Here is a 17,676-nt window from a genome sequence, read left to right as displayed (position 1 = left end):
TGGCGGGATGGCAAGGGCGAGGAACAAGCGGTCGGACGACGGCCGTGAGACGGGGCGGGGCGCTCGGCGCGGGCCGGGGGCGGCCGAGGCCGTCGTCGAGCCGGTCGACGGGGGACTCGCCGAGCTGATGCCCGACCGGGACCGGGCACGCGCCTGGACCCTGCTGATCGACGGCGCCCCGCAGTCGCACGTCGACCTCGACGACCCCGCGTATCTGAGCTTCGAGTACCAGCGCCGCCTCGGCCATGTCATCGACCTCGTCGCCCCGCCCGGCAAGCCCGTGCACGCCGTGCACCTGGGCGGCGGCGCCTTCACCCTCGCCCGCTACACCGCCGCGACCCGTCCCCGCTCCACCCAGCAGGTCGTCGAGCGTGACGCCGCGCTCGTCCAACTGGTCCGGCGCGAACTGCCGTTGGATCCCGGCGCCCGGATCAGGGTGCGCTCCATGGACGCCCGCGAAGGTCTCGCCAAGGTGCCCGACGGCTGGGCGGACCTGGTGATCGCGGACGTGTTCAGCGGGGCGCGCACCCCCGCCCACCTGACGTCTGTCGAGTTCGTGACGGACGTACGACGGGTGGTGAAGCCCGGGGGTGTGTACGCCGCGAACCTGGCCGACGGCCCCCCGCTCGCCCACCTGCGCGGCCAGATCGCCACCGTGGCCGCCGTCTTCCCCGAACTCGCCCTGGTCGCCGACCCGACGGTGCTGCGCGGCAAACGCTTCGGAAACGCGGTCCTCGCAGCCTCAGACCACCCGCTGCCCGTCGCGGAACTGACCCGTCGCGCGGCCTCGGACCCGCACCCCGGACGGGTCGAACACGGCAAGCAGCTCGCCGACTTCACCGGAGGCGCGACACCGGTCACGGACGCGGCGGCGGTGGCGTCACCGGCGCCGCCGCCCTCCGTCTTCCGCTGACCGGGGTCAGTACGTGCCGATCTCGACGTGCGGCGGCCCGTCGTGCCACGTGCAGATCACCGACACCCGGTTCGCGCCCGAGGTGAACTCCACCCGGATCCACGTCTCCGTCTTCCACACCTGCATCGACCAGCCCGCGTCCGGCGTCGCGGACACCAGCGTCGCGGACGCCTCGCCGAGATCGAAGACCGCCCGGCCGCCGTCGGTGTCGTAGCTCTTGACCTGGCCGGAGACGGTCGACGAGGGGCTGGTGCTCGGGGCGGCCGGCTTCGAGGGCGACGGGCTCGGATTCGGCCTCTTCGCGGGCTTCTTCGAGGCGCTCCCGGACGGCCCGGGACGACTGGTCGAGGAGGCCAGCGGCTTCGACTCCTGCGTCGTCGCGTCGCCCGCCGTGATGGGCAGGGCGCGCGGCGGGTCGTACGCCGTCCCCGTCATCACCGTGTGGACACCCCACCACGACAGCGTGACCGCCGCGCCCGTGGCGAGCGACCAAGCCAGTACGTGTATGAGACCTCTGCGCATCGCGGCCATACTGCACCACCAGCCCCACGGGTGTCTCATGGCCGGGTCACACTCCGGGTTGTCCACATCCATGCCGCCCGAGTTGTCCACAGGCCCCGGAGCGGCTCGCCCGTATGGCGTACGGTGCCGCCCATGGCAAGTGTGCTCGTGGTCGAGGACGACCAGTTCGTACGCTCAGCCCTCATCCGGCATCTGACCGATGCCGCGCACACCGTGCGCAGTGTCGGCACCGCCCTTGAGGCGCTGCGCGAGGTCGCTCATTTCTCCTTCGACGTCGTCATTCTCGACCTCGGTCTGCCCGATCTGGACGGGTCCGAGGCGCTGAAGATGCTGCGCGGAATCACCGACGTCCCGGTGATCATCGCGACCGCGCGGGATGACGAGACGGAGATCGTCCGCCTGCTCAACGACGGCGCGGACGACTATCTGACCAAGCCGTTCTCGGTCGAGCACCTGTCGGCGCGGATGGCGGCGGTGCTGCGCCGCTCGCGGTCGAGCGCGGGGGACGCGCCCTCGTCGACGGTCATCCGGGTCGGCGGGCTCGCCATCGACCCGCTGCGGCGCCAGGCCGAGCTGGACGGCGTACGGCTCGATCTCACCCGGCGTGAGTTCGACCTGCTCGCCTTCCTCGCCGGGCGGCCCGGCGTCGTCGTACCCCGCAAGGAGCTGCTCGCCGAGGTGTGGCAGCAGGCATACGGGGACGATCAGACCATCGACGTCCATCTGTCGTGGCTGCGGCGGAAGTTGGGCGAAACGGCGGCGCGGCCACGCTATCTGCACACCCTGCGGGGAGTCGGCGTGAAGCTGGAGCCGCCGCGAGTGGAGCCGCCGCTATGAGGTGGGCGCTGGTCAAAGTGTGCGTGGCGGTGACGACCATGGTCGTGGTCGCCTTCGCGGTCCCCCTCGGGCTCGTCATCAAGGAGATGGCCAGGGACAGGGCGTTCTCGAACGCCGAGCGGGAGGCCGCCGCCATCGCGCCCGCCCTCTCCATCACCACCGACCGGGACCAGCTGGAGAAGGTCGTCGCCTCCGCCGCCTCCGACTCCGGGATGGCCGTACACATACCGGCGAGTGACGGGACGAAGGCCGTCGACATCGGCCGGCAGCGCGCCGCCGACAAGGACATCACCACCACCCGGAAGCTGGGCCGGGCCTCCACCACGGAGGTCCCTGGCGGCTCCACCCTGCTCCAGCCCGTCGCGCTGAGCTCCGGTGAGATCGCCGTCGCCGAGGTGTACGTCCCCGAGTCCGAGGTCAGCAACGGCGTCGGCACGGCCTGGGCGGTCCTCGCCGCGGTCGGCGTCGCGCTCATCATCGGCTCCGTCGCGGTCGCCGACCGGCTGGGCGTACGGATGGTGCAGCCCGCGCAGCGCCTGGTCGAGGGCGCGCACGAGCTGGGGGAGGGGAAGCTCGGATCACGCGTGCCTGAGGAGGGGCCCACCGAACTGCGGCTGGCCGCCGTCGCCTTCAACTCCATGGCGGACCAGGTCGTCCAACTCCTCGCGAACGAAAGGGAGCTGGCCGCCGACCTCTCCCACCGGCTGCGTACGCCGCTGACCGTGCTGCGCCTCAACACGGCCTTGCTCGGCGACGGACCGGCCGCCGAGCAGACCCGGGCCGCCGTCGCGCAGCTGGAGCGCGAGGTCGACACGATCATCCGGACCGCCCGGGAGGCCAAGCCGCAGACCGCGGCGATAGGCGTCGGTGCCGGATGCGACGCCTCCGAAGTCGTCCGCGAGCGGATGGACTTCTGGTCGGCGCTCGCGGAGGACGAGGGACGCAAGGTGCGGGTGGCCGGGGTCGACCGGCCGGTGCGCATACCCGTCGCCCGCGCCGATCTCGTGGCCGCGCTGGACGCCCTGCTCGGCAATGTCTTCCGCCATACGCCCGAGGGCACGGCCTTCGCGGTCGACGTGCACAACGGCGAGGACGCCGTGATCGTGCTGGTGTCGGACGCGGGGCCGGGGATCGTGGACCCGGAAGCGGCGATGGCGCGGGGGCGCGGGTCCGGGAGCGACGGGTCCACGGGGCTCGGCCTCGACATCGTGCGCCGGCTCGCGGAGTCGACGGGCGGGGACGTGCGGATCGGGTCCTCGGTGCTCGGTGGCACCGAGGTGCGGATCTGGATTCAGCTGGATGGGCGGGCGCCGCTTCGGCGGGGGCATCGGGGGACGGTACGGCGCCGACGCCGCGGAGTTGGCGTTCGCTGACGCCGACCGCCCCGGGGGCACGCCTTCTCCGCCGGTTCGCGGTGATTCCCTGCGCTGGCCCGCGGTGACTTCCTGCGCCGGTTCGCGGTGACTTCCTGCACCGCTCCGCGGCGACTCCCTGCGCTCGTCCGCGGTGACTTCCTGCACCGCTCCGCGGCGATTTCCGCCCCCAAATTGGTCTCTACCTTTAACCCGCCCCGATCCCTTCCTTAAGCGCACCCTAAGATCCTCAACCCCCGCCCGGTTGAAGCGGTTTGCCCGATTCCGGATCGCTAGCGTGCTGCCGCACCCACCCCCCGTGAAACCGCGAAGGCAGGCACGCGATGAGCAGCACGCACCGGCGCAAGGTCAGTGGCAGGAACAAGGCGATAGGCGGCATCGTCGCCGCGGCCGTGGTCGGCGGTGGCGCCCTCCTGTTCACCGGCACCGCACAGGCGGCCGGCGTCGGCGCCGCGTACACCAAGACCAGTGACTGGTCGACGGGCTACACCGCGCAGTACGTCATCACCAACGACAGCGACCAGGCCAAGGCGGACTGGACGCTGGAGTTCGACCTGCCGTCCGGCGCCAAGCTGAGCTCGCTGTGGAACGGCGAGTCGAGCGTGAGCGGACAGCACGTCACCGTGAAGCCGCCGTCCTGGGACAAGGACGGTCTGAAGACCGGCGAGTCCGTCACCGTCGGCTTCGTCGTGAACGGCACCGCCGACCCGACGGGCTGTCTCATCGACACCACCAAGTGCTCCGTGGACGACGGCGCGACGCCCGAACCGAGCGGTCGTCCGACGCAGACCGCGACGCCGACCCCCACGGCGACGCCGACCCCGACCGCCACCCCTTCGCAGAGCGCGACCCCGACCCCGACCGCCACCCCCTCCCCCACGCAGAGCTCCGGCAACGGCACCACCAGCAGCGCCGGCTTCGCGCCCTATGTCGACACCTCCCTGTACCCCGCCTTCGACCTGGTCGGCAGTGCCACCGCCACCGGGGTGAAGAACTACAACCTCGCCTTCATCACCGACGGCGGCGGCTGTACGCCCAAGTGGGGCGGTGTGAGCGACCTCGCCAGTGACGGGGTGGCGTCGCAGATCGGCGCCCTGCGCGCCAAGGGCGGCGACGTCCGGGTCTCCTTCGGCGGGGCCTCCGGTTCGGAGCTGGCGACGACCTGCTCCTCGGCCGACGCGCTGGCGACGGCGTACGGGAAGGCCGTGGACGCGTACAACCTCACGAAGGTCGACTTCGACGTCGAGGGCGGCGCGCTGCCCAACACGACCGCGAACACGAACCGGGCGAAGGCCATCGCGAAGCTCCAGCAGCAACACCCGAACCTGGACGTGTCCTTCACGCTCCCGGTGATGCCCGAGGGCCTGACCCAGGACGGCGTGAACCTCCTGTCCAACGCCAAGTCGAACGGCGTCAAGATCAACACCGTGAACATCATGGCGATGGACTACGGGCCCTCGTACAACGGTGACATGGGCACGTATGCCGAGCAGGCCGCCACGGCGACGCAGGCGCAGGTCAAGAGTGTCCTCGGGCTCTCGGACAGCGCGGCGTGGAAGGCCGTCGCCCTCACCCCGATGATCGGTGTCAACGACGTGTCGTCCGAGATCTTCAAGGTCGACGACGCCTCGCAGCTGGTGACCTTCGCCAAGTCCAAGGGCCTCGGCTGGCTCTCCATGTGGTCCGCCACCCGCGACAAGCAGTGCTCGGGCGGCGCGAAGAACTCCGCCGACGCGACATGCAGCTCGATCGTCCAGGACGCGGGCGCCTTCTCGAAGGCGTTCGGCGCCTTCAACTAGGCCTCACGGCGAACGGCTCACGCCAAGTAGGCCCCTCCCCCACGGGGGAGCGCGCCCCGACCGGATCACCCCCCACCCGGTCGGGGCGCGCTTCATGCGAGGAGGACCCGGACCGCGCGCGGGCCGCGCGAGACGATGTGGGGGTGTAGTGGCGGAAGTGGACTTCTGGGGCCGGAATTGTGGGCTCCATCACAGCGTGCCTGGCATGGACCTGATGAAGTGGCCGGATGCTTGGATTGATCATCCGTGTCCTCCCGTTCTGGGTCCGCGAGCCGCTGCTCATTGTCTTCGGCGTTCTCTTCAGCGGTTTTCTCTTCTATGCGGCTGTCCGGGACGGGGAGTGGGCCATGGCCGGCATCGGTGCCGCGGTTGTCCTCTTCACCGCCATACGCATCCACACCGTGAACAAGGCGCTGCGAGCCCGCCGACTGGCCAAGGAGATCGCGGACGTCGGCGTCGCCTAGCAAGTCTCGTTCCTGCTCACGGCTATAGGGTGGCCCTTCTTCGGCCATCGCCCGGGCGTCTGAGCCCAGGCCGCAGCACTCGGGGGAGTAGTGCCTTCCATCCGCCATGCCCTTACCACTGCCGTGCTCGTTTCCGCGGCGCTGACGCTGACCGCCTGTCAGCCAGGCGAAACCGACGACACCGGAGCCGGTGGCAGCAGAGTCGGTGGCAGCAGCTCCAGCCCGAGCGCATCTGCCAGCCCCAACCCCAACCCCAGCCCCAGCGCGAGCGCCTCCGCCGTCGCCGACCCGGGATCCTGCCCCACCCTCGCCGAGGGCCACAAGGTCATCTGGGTCAAAAACGTCGAAGGCGCCATGAACAACGTCATCGCCAAGGACGCCAAGAGGTACTGCGACCCGAAGTCGGACGCCGGCGCCTCCTATCAGCCGGTCGGTGACCTGAAGACGTATTCCATCGCCTCGGGTGACACCAAGGTGACGGTCATCAGTAAGAAGGAGGGCAAGCAGAAGGCCCTCACCGCCCAGGGCGGCGGGATCGCCCACGTGAAGACCTGCGCGGACCCGAACGGCACGTCGTACGACGGCGGGCAGGCCTCGGCGGACACCAGCGACTGCTGGGGCATGAACTTCTACGACGTCGCGGTCGGCGCCGACAACAAGATCACCGAGATGACCGAGCTCTACTCCTCGTAGGAAATCCCGAGTCGGTGCGCGGCAACCCCCTTCAGGTGCCGCGCCCCGCCCCGCCCCCCTCGGCTATTCGGCCGTCGCCGGCGGCAGCGTCCCCGTGCGCGCCGCCTGCCCGTACCACAGGGCGCTCGACTTCGGCGTACGCGCCTGCGTGGCGTAATCGACGTACACCGCGCCGAAGCGCTTGCCGTAGCCGTACGCCCATTCGAAGTTGTCCATCAGGGACCACAGGTAGTAGCCGCGGACGTCCGCGCCGTCGGTGATGGCGCGGCGGACCGCCGACAGGTGGCCGTGCAGATAGGCGACCCGCTCGGGGTCGTGCACGCGGCCGTCCGGGTCCGGCTTGTCGTCGTAGGCCGCGCCGTTCTCGGTCACGTACAGCGGCAGGCCCGGAGCCTCCCGGGTGTAGCGCATGATCAGGTCGTGCAGGCCCGTCGGGTCGATCGTCCAGCCCATCTCCGTACGCTCGCCAGGGGTTTGGTGGAAGGCGACGTCGTCAGCCCCCGGCCACGGGGAGGACGAACTCGCGCCGTGGCCGTCCGCGCGCGGCGCCTCGGGGGACGCGTCGGCCGCTGAAACCAGCGCCGGGGTGTAGTAGTTGAGGCCCAGCGCGTCCAACGGCTGGTTGATGGCGGCCAGGTCGCCGTCCAGAACGTACGACCAGTCCGTGACCGACGCCGTCGCCGCGAAGAGGTCCTCCGGGTACGCGCCGTGCAGCATCGGACCGTGGAAGACGCCGTTGGCGAGATTGTCGATGCGCCGCACCGCCGCCAGGTCCGCGGGGGTCCGTGAAAGTGGCCTGACCACGGAGGAGTTGAGGCTCACCGCGACCGAGTTGCGGGCGGGCATGGCGGAGCGCAGCGCGGACGTGCCGAGGCCGTGCGCCAGGTTGAGGTGGTGCGCGGCCCGCAGTGACGCCGCCGCGTCGGTACGGCCCGGAGCGTGCACCCCGGAGCCGTACCCCAGAAAGGCGCTGCACCATGGCTCGTTGAGCGTGATCCACTGCTCGACGCGGTCGCCGAGCGCCTCGCCCACGATCTGCGCGTACTCGGCGAAACGCAGCGCCGTGTCCCGCTCGGGCCAGCCGCCCGCGTCCTCCAGCTCCTGCGGCAGGTCCCAGTGGTAGAGGGTGACGGCGGGCTTGATGCCGTGGGCCAGGAGCTCGTCGACGAGGCGGCGGTAGAAGTCCAGGCCGCGCTGCACGGCGGGGCCGCGTCCGGTCGGCTGCACGCGCGGCCAGGAGATCGAGAAGCGGTACGCCGTCAGGCCCAGCTCCGCCATCAGGGCCACGTCGTCGCGGTAGCGGTGGTAGTGGTCGACGGCCACGTCACCGTTCTCGCCGCCGGCCGTCTTGCCGGGCGTATGGCTGAAGGTGTCCCAGATCGAGGGCGTGCGACCGTCCTCCCGCACCGCCCCCTCGATCTGGTACGCGGAGGTCGCCGCGCCCCAGAGGAAGGCGGGAGGAAAGGTCACGGGGGTAATGGGCTCAGGCATGGAAGCGCTCCCATGGGAGGTCGTGGAGACCGACAGTTGAAGGAGGGGGGAGGGAGAGGGAGAAGGTGCGGAAAGGGGGCCGGGGCGGCGGTGACCCGGCCCCCAGAAGAAAGAGGGGTCAGCCCTTGATCGCGCCCTGCATGATGCCGCCCACGATCTGCTTGCCGAACAGGAGGAAGGCGATGAGCAGCGGCAGCGTGCCGAGCAGCGCGCCCGCCATGATCACGGCCTGATCGGGTACGTAGCCGGTGCCCAGCGAGTTGAGGGCGACCTGCACGGTGGGGTTCTGCTGGTTGAGGGCGATGATCGGCCACAGGAAGTCGTTCCACGCCATCACGAACGTCAGCAGTCCCAGAACCGCCATCGCGGGCCGCGCCGCCGGGAAGACCACGTGCCACACCACGCGCAGACTGCTCGCACCGTCCACCCGCGCCGCCTCGATCAGCTCGGTGGGCAGCGCCTGCACCAGGTACTGCCGCATGAAGAACGTGCCGAAGGCGGTGACCAGGGTGGGCAGGATGACCGTCTGCAGATGGTTGGACCACTGCAGGTCGCTCATCCACAGATACAGGGGTACGACGGCCAGCTGCGGCGGGATCATCATCGTCCCGATCGTCAGCAGCAGCAGGGTGCTGGAGAACTTGAACCGCAGCTTGGCGAAGGCGAATCCGGCGAGCGTGGAGAACAGCACCGTACCGACCGTGATGGTCCCGGCCACGACCGTGCTGTTGAACATGGCGGTGCCGAGCCCGGCCTGGTCCCAGGCGGTCTGCAGGTTCTTGAACAGGTTCCCGCCGAACCACAGCGGTGGCGGCGTCTGCGCGAGGCGTTGGTCGTTACGCGAGGCCGCGATCGCCGTCCACACCAGCGGGGCCAGCGAGCCCAGCGCGAAGAGGGCCAGCACGACATAACTGAGCGGGCCGGCGTGCAGCTGCTTGCCCGCGCCGAGCACCCGCATGCGCCGGAAGCCCCGACGTTCGCGCCCCTGGGGCAACGTCAGTTCACTTGTGGTCATTGGGACTTCCTCAGCCGTCGGGTGAACAGCAGATTGATCACGGCGACGATCAGCAGGATCAGGAACATCGACCAGGCGATCGCGGACGCCTTGCCGAGGTTGCCGATGATCCAGCCCTGGTCGTACATGTACAGGCCGAGCGTCTGGTATTGGTGCCCGGAGCCGCCCTTCGAGCCGCTGACGCCACCGAACAGCAGCGGCTCGCCGAAGAGTTGGGTCGTCCCGATGGTCGAGATGACCACCGTGAACAGGATGGTCGGACGCAGCATCGGAATGGTCACGTGCCGGAACTGCTGCCAGCGGCCCGCGCCGTCGAGCGCCGCCGACTCGTACAGGTCGGTCGGGATCGCCTGCATCGCCGCGAGGTAGATCAGCGCGTTGTAGCCGGTCCACCGCCAGATCACGATCGAGGAGACGGCGAACTGCGAACCCCAGTCGGACTCACGCCAGTTGATCGGGTCGACCCCGACGAAGTGGAGCAGCCAGTTGATCATGCCGCCGTCCCACGAGTACAGCAGGGTGAAGACGAGCGTCGCTGCCGCCACCGAGGTGGCGTACGGGGTGAGCATCACGACCCGCCAGACGGTCGAGCCGCGCAGCTTGTAGTTGAGCAGGTGCGCGAGAGCGATCGCCATCAGCAACTGCGGCACGGTCGAGATCAGGCCGATGGTGAAGGTGTTCTGCAGGGCGTTCCAGAAGAAGTCCGAGGACAACAGGTTCTTGTAGTTGTCCAGGCCCGCCCAGGTCTGGTGGTCCAGTGCGGACAGCTGCACATTGTGCAGCGAGTACCAGGCCGTGTAGAGGAGCGGGACGAGCCCGAAGGCTCCGAAGATGATGAAGAAGGGGGCGATGAAGGCGTACGGCGAGGCCTTCATGTCCCAGCGGTACAGCCGGCTGCGCCAGGAACTCGTGCCCGGCGGCGGCGTACCGCGACCGTGAGCGCCCCGCGCCGCGCCCGGCTGTGAGCCGGGCGCGGCGTCGGCACTCGGCGCGGGTTGCGCGAGAGCCTGCTTGGAGCTGGTCACTGGCCGAGCACGTCCTTGATCTCCTTGGAGGCCGCCGACCACCCCTGGTCAGGGGTCTTGCCCTTCTGCTCGACCTGGAGGATGCCCACGTCCGTGATCGCGGTGCCGATCGGCTGGTCCTTCGCGCCGAAGACCTGCGTCGGGATGGTCTTCGCCGAGTCGGAGAAGATCTGCGTGATCGGCGCGTTCGAGAAGTACGCCGTGGTGTCGGCCTGCGGCTTCAGGTTCGCGTACGCCGACGGGGTCGACGGGAAGCTCGCCTGCTTGGCGAAGACCTTCGCCTGCTGCTCGGGCGCGGTCAGCCACTTCGCCAGCGCGACGGCCTCCTTCTGGTGCTTGCCCGCCGTCGGTACGCCGATGAACGAGCCGCCCCAGTTGGCCGCGGTCGGGGCCGCCGCCACGTCCCACTTGCCCTTGCCGGAGTCACCGGACTTCTGCTCGATGTAGCCGATCATCCACGCGGGGCAGGCCACCGTCGCGAAGGTGCCCTTGGCGAAGCCCTGGTCCCACGTCGGGTCGAACTGCTTCAGCTTCGCCGACATGTTGCTGGTGGCCACCTGCATCGCGGTGTCCCAGGACTTCTTCACGCCCGTGGACTTGTCCCAGATGACGTTGCCGTCCTTGTCGTAGTACCGCTGGCTCTCGCCGCCGAGGGCCGCGTTGAAGACGGAGGCGGCGGAGTCCACGAACTTGGTGCCGCTCGGCGCCTTCTTCATGTAGTCCTTGCCGAGGGCGACGTACTTCGTCCAGTCGCCCTTCCACTGCGCGGCGAGCTTGGTGCGGTCCGTCTCCAGACCGGCCTTCTGGAACAGGTCCTTGCGGTAGCAGATCGCCATCGGGCCGATGTCGGTGCCGAGCCCGATCGTCTTGCCGTCCTTGGTGGTGGCCTGTGCCGTCTTCCAGTCCAGCCACTGGGACTTGTCGACGTCCTTGCCGAGGTCGACGAACTTGTCGGCCTGCGTCTGCACGGCCTCGGTGATGTTGCCGACCTCGATCGCCTGGATGTCGTCGGTGCCGGAACCGGCCTGGAGGCGGGTGAGGGTCTTGGGCCAGTACACGTCGGTACGGGTGGTGACGTTCTCCTTGACGGAGATGTCCGGGTGCAGCTTCATGTACTCGTCGTAGAGGCCGGCCTGCTTGTAGCCGAAGACGCCGAAGGTGCCTATGGTCAGCGTGGTCTTGCCCTTGCCGCCACCGCCGCCGTCCGAGTTCGACGAGCCGTCGTTCGAGTCGTTGGCGCAGCCGGCCAGCAGCCCTGTGGTCAGCGCGGCGACGGCCGCGAGGGCCCCCAGCCTGCGGGACCGGCGGGTACTCGTGCGCATTGCGTCCTCCTGTTGCCTGACGTGCCGACCCCCCGGCCAACTGCTCTGTTGGGCCCGTTGGTTCTCGCTGCGGCTCGGGCGGGGAACGTGCGGGATGTGTATGTGTCAGGTACCGTGGGAGCGCTCCCACAGGTGATGTGTTGAAGAGTCGTCGGTCCGCGCGGGGGTGTCAAGGGTGGGGGCGCGGAGAGGTGCGTTCAGTTATCGGCCTGTTAGCTAAGAGGTTTCGGGCCGTCCGGAGTTTCAGGACGAGCGTGACAGCGGGGGGCTGGGGGCGGCTGTCCCCAGGTACCGGAAGGGTAGGGGCGGCGGGGGCGAAATCAACCCCCGGCGGCCGGCGCCGGGGAATCCGGGCGGCCACCACCCGAAGACGGGACTGTTAGATTCCAGGCCAACGCGGCGTGAGGGAGGCGGACCATGGCAGGCCACGGAGCGCGGGGCCGGAGCGGCGGGCGGCCGACCCTCGAGGAGGTCGCCGCGCGGGCCGGAGTGGGCCGCGGCACGGTGTCCCGGGTGATCAACGGCTCCCCCCGGGTCAGCGACGCGACCCGCGCCGTCGTCGAGGCCGCCGTCGCGGAACTCGGCTACGTCCCCAACACCGCCGCCCGCGCCCTCGCGGCCAACCGCACGGACGCGATCGCCCTGGTCGTCCCCGAACCGGAGACCCGCTTCTTCGCGGAACCGTACTTCTCGGACATGCTCCGGGGCGTGGGCGCCGAGCTCTCCGAGACCGAGATGCAGCTGCTGCTGATCTTCGCGGGCAGCGACCGGGAGCGGCAGAGACTCGCCCAGTACCTGGCGGCCCACCGGGTGGACGGTGTCCTCCTGGTCTCCGTCCACGCGGACGATCCGCTGCCCGACCTGCTCTCCCAGCTGGAGATCCCGGCGGTGATCAGCGGCCGTCGCTCGGCGGACGAGACGCTGCCGTCGGTGGACTCCGACAACTACGGCGGAGGCCGCGCGGCCGTCGAGCACCTGATCGCCCGGGGCCGCCGCACGATCGCCCACCTCGCGGGCCGCCTCGACGTCTACGGCGCCCAACGCCGCGTCGACGGCTACCGCGAGGCGCTGCGCGACGCGGGCCGCCCGGTGGACGACCGGCTGATCGTCCCCGGCGACTTCACGGAGGAGGGCGGCCGCCGCGCGATGAGCCTTCTGCTGGAACGCCGCCCCGACCTCGACGCCGTCTTCGCCGGCTCCGACGTCATGGCGGCCGGCGCCCGCCAGGTCCTGCGCGAGGAGGGCCGCCGCATACCGGACGACGTGGCGCTGATCGGCTACGACGACTCCGCCATCGCCCGCCACATGGACCCGCCCCTCACCAGCGTCCGCCAGCCGATCGAGGAGATGGGCCGCGCGATGATCGACCTCCTCCTCGGCGAGATCGCGGACCGCCGCCCGGCGGTCTCCCGGGGCCTGGAGAAGCGTCAGCTGGTCCTGCCCGCGGAGCTGATGGTGCGGGCGTCGTCGTAGAGCCAGCCATTCGTCAACTCGGCGTCGCGGAAGGCCTGGCCTGCGGCTTCTCTCCACATGGCGGCAGCCTGGTAGGGCACGCTGGCGGGTATGGTCCTCCATCCCCTGCTGGGAGTCGATGAAGTGCCCGCCGTGGAGCCGTACCTGGGCCGGGTGGGCGAGGTGTTCAAGGCGTTCCGGGAACAGGACTCGGGGTGCGTTTCGTACGGGGTGCGGCTGCTTGACGGCGCGCGCTGGTTCGTCAAGGAGGCGGTCACCGACCGCGCCCGGCGGTCGCTGGAGCGCGGCTGGACGTTCCACCGCTGCGTACGGCATACGGCGATCGTCCCGCAGGTTCACCGGATCGCCGTACGGGGCGGCGGCTGGGCGGTGGTGATGCCCTGGCGGGACGGCGAGGTGCTGTACCACGCCACCGTGCGCGGCCCCCGGGACCGTACGAGCCCGGGCAGCCCCATGGCCCGCTTCCGCGCCCTGCCCACCGCCCGGGTGCTGCACGCCTTCGACCGTGTCCTGGACGCGCATCTCGCCGTGGAGGCGGCCGGCCATGTCGCGGTCGACTTCTACGACGGAGCGCTCCTGTACGACTTCGCCGGCCACGTGGCGCATCTGGTCGACCTCGACGAGTACCGGCCGGGGCCGTTCGTGGTGGACGAGGAACGCCTGCCGGGCTCCCGGCGTTTCATGGCCCCCGAGGAGTTCGTCCGGGGGGCCGTCATCGACACCCGTACGACCGTCTTCACCCTGGGCCGCACCGCCCGCCTCCTCCTCGACGCGGGCGACGAGGAACGCGCCTGGAGAGGCACCCCGGAGCAGCTCGCGGTCGTCGAACGGGCCACGTTCCCCGCCCCCGACGACCGCTTCGCCAACGTCCACCGCTTCGCGGCGGCGTGGCGCGCGGCGGACACACTGCGAACCGCGTGACGGTACGGACCCGCACCGTCGTCCGCCGCGCGCCGCGCGCTCCGTGACGTCAGGGCCGTACCGGCGGCTGCCGCGTGCCGCGTTGCCCCCTGACGTCGGGGCCGTACCGTCGGCTGCCGCGTGGCGGGCGCGTGAGGTAAGGCCCGTACAGGCGGCTGCCGCGTGGCGAGGTAAGGCCCGTACAGGCGGCTGCCGCGTGGCGGTCGGTGGACGTGCTGTGGGCCGTGTGAGGTCGGGCTTCGGCGGCTGTCGCCTTGTGGGCGCGTGAGGGCAAAGCTCGTAGCGGCGGTTGGCGTGTGGGCGCGTGAGGGCAAGGCTCGTAGCGGCGGTTGGCGTGTGTCGTGAGGTGGACGTGCTGCGGGGCTCGGGCGGTCGGGCTTGTGGCGGTGGCTGGCGCGTGTGGCGTCAGGTTGGTGCCGTCAGCTCCCAGCGGAGCTCGCCGTCCTGGTGATGGTCGGTCGGGGTCAGGCCGGCCGCTCTGGCGACGGCTGCGGAGGCACGGTGGGCGGGGTGGATGTGGGCGATGACGGTGTGGATGGAGCGCGCCGTCAGCCAGGTGGTCAGGCCGTGCGCCGCCTCCTTGGCGAGCCCGCGTCCCTGCCACGACGTTCCCAACACCCAGGCGATCTCGGCCTGTTCATCGCTGACCGTCGCCTGGACCGTCCCCACCAGACACCCTTCCCCGCGCAGCCGCAGCACCCAGTTGCACCAGGAGACGGCCGGGTCGGGGGAGCCCGCGACGAGCCGCTCGTAGCGGGCGCGCAGGGCGTCGCGAGCGGCCGGGGCGCCCCCGATGAACGCGTGCAGCGCGGGGTCGGCCAGTGCGACGGCCATCTCCTCGGCGTGCTCCACCCGCAGAGGGAGGAGGGAGAGGCGGGCGGTGTCGATGGGCTGGATGCTGATCATGTGCGACGTGCCCCTCAGAGACGACTTCGGCGGTGCCGCGACGGCGTTCGGCGATGCGGGCGCCTTGTGCGGGCAGTTCTTCGGCCCGGTAGCGACCGTGACCCCGCTGATGGGGTCGTACTCGTTCGGGGATGCCGAACTCGGCGCGGAAGGGGCCCAGGTGCCCGGCGTGATGCCGAGGAAGCAGGCGCCGAGTCCCTCGTCGACCGCCTCCGGCGTGATGCCGAGGAAGCAGGCGCCGAGTCCCTCGTCGACCGCCTCCGGCGTGATGCCGAGGAAGCAGGCGCAGAAATCCTCGTCGACCGCCCTCGGCAGCATGAGGAGGGCGGCCATTCCGGTGTCGACGTACCGGTACGGCGCCGGCCAGCGGGCCTCGGCACGGTCCTCCCAGCCCTTGTCCGGCTCGGCGCAGCGTTCGAGACAGGCCGCCTTGGGGGCGAGCGGCACCACGACCAGCGGAGCGTCCTGCGGGGTCGGCGTGTTCTCGACACGGGTGGGCACGAACGGCCAGAAACCAGCGCGGTCGGCGGGATCGCGCAGGGCGAGGAGGGCCCAGCCCTGGACCACCTCGGAGAATTCCACGCCGGAGATCCTTCCACCGCCCCGTGGGCCTGCCCCCGGAACGCGATCAGCCGGTGACCTGTTGAACAGGTCACCGGCTGATTCGATGAGGGTGAGTGACGGGACTTGAACCCGCGACATCCTGGACCACAACCAGGTGCTCTACCAGCTGAGCTACACCCACCACGACCGGTCTTGGTTTCCCTGACCGGCCGAGAAAAAGTGTACAGGGTCCGAAGGGGTGCTCGCGCACGGCTTTTACGGGGGCCCGGCAGGGCCCCGTCAAAGGCCTATTCGGCGGGCAGGACGTGCTTCGCGGCGATGGTGCGGGCGGTGTCCGAGTCGGGGCCGGGCTGCGGGACGAAGATCGCCTCGCGGTAGTAGCGCAGCTCGGCGATGGATTCGCGGATGTCGGCCAGGGCGCGATGGTTGCCGTTCTTCTCCGGGCTGTTGAAGTACGCCCGCGGGTACCAGCGGCGGGCCAGCTCCTTGACGGAGGAGACGTCCACGATGCGGTAATGGAGGTAGTCCTCGAGGGTCGGCATGTCACGCAGCAGGAAGCCGCGGTCCGTGCCGACCGAGTTGCCGCACAGCGGGGCCTTCCCCGGCTCCTTGACGTGCTCACGTACGTAGGAGAGGACCTGCTCCTCGGCGTCCGCCAGGGTCGTGCCCGCGGCCAGCTCGGTGAGCAAACCGGAGGCCGTGTGCATGTGGCGCACCACGTCCGGCATCGTCTCCAGCGCCGCGTCGGGCGGGCGGATCACGATGTCCACCCCTTCACCGAGCACGTTCAGTTCCGAGTCCGTGACCAGCGCGGCCACCTCGATGAGCGCGTCGTCCGACAGCGAGAGCCCGGTCATCTCGCAGTCGATCCACACCATGCGATCGTTCATGTGTGTCACCCTACGGCCCGATCCGGCCGGGTGGACCCGCCCATGCGCCCGGGGCAGCGCCGCGCCCGTACGGAAGAGGGCCCGCACCCCAAGGTGCGAGCCCCCTTCCGTCGGCCTACGGCCGTACTACGGCGCGCTCCGCTGGCCCGGCAGGCTCGGCCTGCCCGCCGCGTACAGTTCCGGGCGGTCCTTGCCCGGATCCGGGCGCAGGGACGCGGACGACGTGGCCGGGCCCAGGGTGCCGGCCGCTGCCGTGCGGCGGGTCTGCATCGGGACCGGTCCCGGTCCCGCGCTCTCCTGGTGCACGGCCGTTGGCGGCGGGCCGTCCGGGTCCGACGTCCGTTCGGCCTGCGGCCTGCGGGCGCGGTACGCCGCCCGGTACGCGGCCGGGGACGAACCGAGCTGACGCCGGAAGTGACCCCGCAGCGCGACCGGCGAGCGGAAGCCGCAGCGGCCCGCGACCTCGTCGACCGAGTAGTCGGAGGTCTCCAGCAGACGCTGCGCCTGCAGCACCCGCTGGGTGATCAGCCACTGCAGGGGAGCGCTCCCGGTCAGCGAGCGGAACCGGCGGTCGAAGGTGCGGCGGCTCATGTACGCGCGTGCCGCCAGCGTCTCGACGTCGAACTGCTCGTGGAGGTGCTCCAGCGCCCAGGCGACGACCTCCGCGAGGGGGTCGGCGCCGATCTCCTCCGGTAAAGACCGATCGAGGTAGCGCTCCTGACCGCCGCTCCGGCGCGGAGGGACCACCAGGCGCCGGGCCAGCGCGCCCGCCGCCTCGTTGCCGTGGTCCGACCGCACGATGTGCAGACAGAGGTCGATTCCGGCCGCCGTACCCGCCGATGTCAGTACGTCGCCGTCGTCCACGAACAGCTCGCGGGGATCGACGTGTACCGACGGATAGCGCTTGGCCAGCGTCGGTGCGTACATCCAGTGGGTGGTGGCCGGCCGGCCGTCCAGCAGCCCTGCCGCCGCCAGCACGAAGGCGCCGGTGCACAGCCCGACTATGCGGGCGCCCTCCTCGTGCGCGCGGCGCAGCGCGTCGAGCGCATCCTCCGGTGGTGGCGAGGTGATCGACCGCCAGGCGGGCACGACCACCGTGCCCGCCCTGGAGATCGCTTCCAGGCCATGTGGTGCGGTGAGTTCCAGGCCCCCTGTGGTCCGCAGTGGGCCCTCCTCGCCGGCGCTCACCAGAAGGCGGTAGCGCGGCACGCCGGCGTCCTGGCGGTCAATCCCGAACACCGACAGCGGTATGGAACTCTCGAAGATGGGGCCGCCGCTGAACAGCAGCACCGCGACGATCTCCTTGCGGCGTCGCCCGGAAAGTTTCCGGGCCGCGGCTTCCGGCGCGGCAGTGGAGTCGTGGCTCATACTGCTAGGGCGTGTGTCGAAAGTGGATCTTGAGGTGGGATGATCTTGCGTTGTGGCACGTGGAGATCTGACGGATGCGCAGTGGGCCCGCCTGGAGCCG

The 17,676-nt window shown here is 70.6% G+C and carries 16 protein-coding genes and 1 tRNA gene; 8 read left to right on the top strand and 9 right to left on the bottom strand.

Annotation, left to right across the window (positions count from 1 at the left end; translation table 11 throughout):
• The first annotated feature begins 7 nt into the window (after positions 1 to 7).
• Positions 8 to 913, top strand: coding sequence for a fused MFS/spermidine synthase (locus AB0D27_RS36735; protein ID WP_362517422.1), 906 nt, complete (start codon positions 8 to 10; stop codon positions 911 to 913).
• A gap of 6 nt (positions 914 to 919) precedes the next feature.
• Here AB0D27_RS36735 and AB0D27_RS36730 read toward each other — a convergent pair whose 3' ends face one another.
• Positions 920 to 1,435: a hypothetical protein gene (locus tag AB0D27_RS36730; RefSeq protein ID WP_362517419.1), complete on the bottom strand. Its 516-nt coding sequence runs from the start codon at positions 1,433 to 1,435 to the stop codon at positions 920 to 922.
• 132 nt (positions 1,436 to 1,567) lie between these two features.
• On the opposite strand from AB0D27_RS36730, the gene AB0D27_RS36725 reads away from it, so the two are divergent.
• The 5 genes from AB0D27_RS36725 (at position 1,568) to AB0D27_RS36705 (ending at position 6,601) form a co-directional block, all read left to right on the top strand.
• Positions 1,568 to 2,272, top strand: coding sequence for a response regulator transcription factor (locus AB0D27_RS36725; protein WP_362517416.1), 705 nt, complete (start codon positions 1,568 to 1,570; stop codon positions 2,270 to 2,272).
• Positions 2,269 to 3,645, top strand: a complete 1,377-nt coding sequence (locus AB0D27_RS36720) for a HAMP domain-containing sensor histidine kinase (RefSeq protein WP_362517413.1) — start codon at positions 2,269 to 2,271, stop codon at positions 3,643 to 3,645. The genes AB0D27_RS36725 and AB0D27_RS36720 overlap by 4 nt, the downstream gene beginning before the upstream one ends.
• 323 nt (positions 3,646 to 3,968) lie before the next feature.
• A complete protein-coding gene (locus AB0D27_RS36715) occupies positions 3,969 to 5,444 on the top strand; it encodes a cellulose binding domain-containing protein (protein WP_362517410.1) in 1,476 nt (491 codons plus the stop codon).
• 227 nt (positions 5,445 to 5,671) lie between these two features.
• Positions 5,672 to 5,908 (top strand): hypothetical protein, encoded by a 237-nt coding sequence (locus tag AB0D27_RS36710; protein WP_362517408.1) that lies wholly within the window; start codon positions 5,672 to 5,674, stop codon positions 5,906 to 5,908.
• Positions 5,909 to 6,031: 123 nt separating this feature from the next.
• Entirely contained in the window at positions 6,032 to 6,601 is a 570-nt protein-coding gene (locus AB0D27_RS36705; RefSeq protein WP_362517405.1) for a hypothetical protein, read from the top strand.
• Between the two features lie 63 nt (positions 6,602 to 6,664).
• Here the strand turns inward: AB0D27_RS36705 and AB0D27_RS36700 are convergent, their stop codons facing one another.
• The 4 genes from AB0D27_RS36700 to AB0D27_RS36685 all read right to left on the bottom strand — a co-directional run bounded on the left by AB0D27_RS36700 (position 6,665) and on the right by AB0D27_RS36685 (position 11,454).
• Positions 6,665 to 8,092, bottom strand: coding sequence for a GH1 family beta-glucosidase (locus AB0D27_RS36700; protein ID WP_362517402.1), 1,428 nt, complete (start codon positions 8,090 to 8,092; stop codon positions 6,665 to 6,667).
• A gap of 118 nt (positions 8,093 to 8,210) precedes the next feature.
• Positions 8,211 to 9,107 carry a carbohydrate ABC transporter permease gene (locus AB0D27_RS36695; RefSeq protein ID WP_362517399.1) on the bottom strand — a complete coding sequence of 299 codons (897 nt, stop codon included), beginning with the start codon at positions 9,105 to 9,107 and terminating at the stop codon, positions 8,211 to 8,213.
• Positions 9,104 to 10,132, bottom strand: a complete 1,029-nt coding sequence (locus tag AB0D27_RS36690) for a sugar ABC transporter permease (protein WP_362517396.1) — start codon at positions 10,130 to 10,132, stop codon at positions 9,104 to 9,106. The genes AB0D27_RS36695 and AB0D27_RS36690 overlap by 4 nt, the downstream gene beginning before the upstream one ends.
• Positions 10,129 to 11,454, bottom strand: coding sequence for an ABC transporter substrate-binding protein (locus AB0D27_RS36685; RefSeq protein WP_362517394.1), 1,326 nt, complete (start codon positions 11,452 to 11,454; stop codon positions 10,129 to 10,131). The genes AB0D27_RS36690 and AB0D27_RS36685 overlap by 4 nt, the downstream gene beginning before the upstream one ends.
• 417 nt (positions 11,455 to 11,871) lie before the next feature.
• Between AB0D27_RS36685 and AB0D27_RS36680 the strand changes: the two genes are divergently transcribed.
• On the top strand, positions 11,872 to 12,927 hold the full coding sequence (locus tag AB0D27_RS36680; RefSeq protein ID WP_362517391.1) for a LacI family DNA-binding transcriptional regulator: 1,056 nt from the start codon (positions 11,872 to 11,874) through the stop codon (positions 12,925 to 12,927).
• 90 nt (positions 12,928 to 13,017) lie between these two features.
• On the top strand, positions 13,018 to 13,848 hold the full coding sequence (locus AB0D27_RS36675; RefSeq protein WP_362517388.1) for a serine/threonine protein kinase: 831 nt from the start codon (positions 13,018 to 13,020) through the stop codon (positions 13,846 to 13,848).
• Positions 13,849 to 14,253: 405 nt separating this feature from the next.
• Here the strand turns inward: AB0D27_RS36675 and AB0D27_RS36670 are convergent, their stop codons facing one another.
• The 4 genes from AB0D27_RS36670 to AB0D27_RS36655 all read right to left on the bottom strand — a co-directional run bounded on the left by AB0D27_RS36670 (position 14,254) and on the right by AB0D27_RS36655 (position 17,576).
• Positions 14,254 to 14,754 carry a GNAT family N-acetyltransferase gene (locus tag AB0D27_RS36670; RefSeq protein WP_362517451.1) on the bottom strand — a complete coding sequence of 167 codons (501 nt, stop codon included), beginning with the start codon at positions 14,752 to 14,754 and terminating at the stop codon, positions 14,254 to 14,256.
• A 672-nt stretch (positions 14,755 to 15,426) separates the two neighbouring features.
• Positions 15,427 to 15,499, bottom strand: a tRNA-His gene (locus tag AB0D27_RS36665).
• Between the two features lie 106 nt (positions 15,500 to 15,605).
• A complete protein-coding gene (gene orn / locus AB0D27_RS36660) occupies positions 15,606 to 16,208 on the bottom strand; it encodes an oligoribonuclease (RefSeq protein ID WP_362517385.1) in 603 nt (200 codons plus the stop codon).
• Positions 16,209 to 16,334: 126 nt separating this feature from the next.
• On the bottom strand, positions 16,335 to 17,576 hold the full coding sequence (locus tag AB0D27_RS36655) for a helix-turn-helix domain-containing protein (RefSeq protein WP_362517382.1): 1,242 nt from the start codon (positions 17,574 to 17,576) through the stop codon (positions 16,335 to 16,337).
• Positions 17,577 to 17,676: the final 100 nt, after the last annotated feature.

The organism is Streptomyces sp. NPDC048415, from assembly GCF_040651675.1.
In the GTDB taxonomy this organism is placed as follows: domain Bacteria; phylum Actinomycetota; class Actinomycetes; order Streptomycetales; family Streptomycetaceae; genus Streptomyces.
The sequence above is the reverse complement of the archived record's forward strand: the minus strand, read 5'-3'. Positions and strand labels throughout refer to the sequence as shown.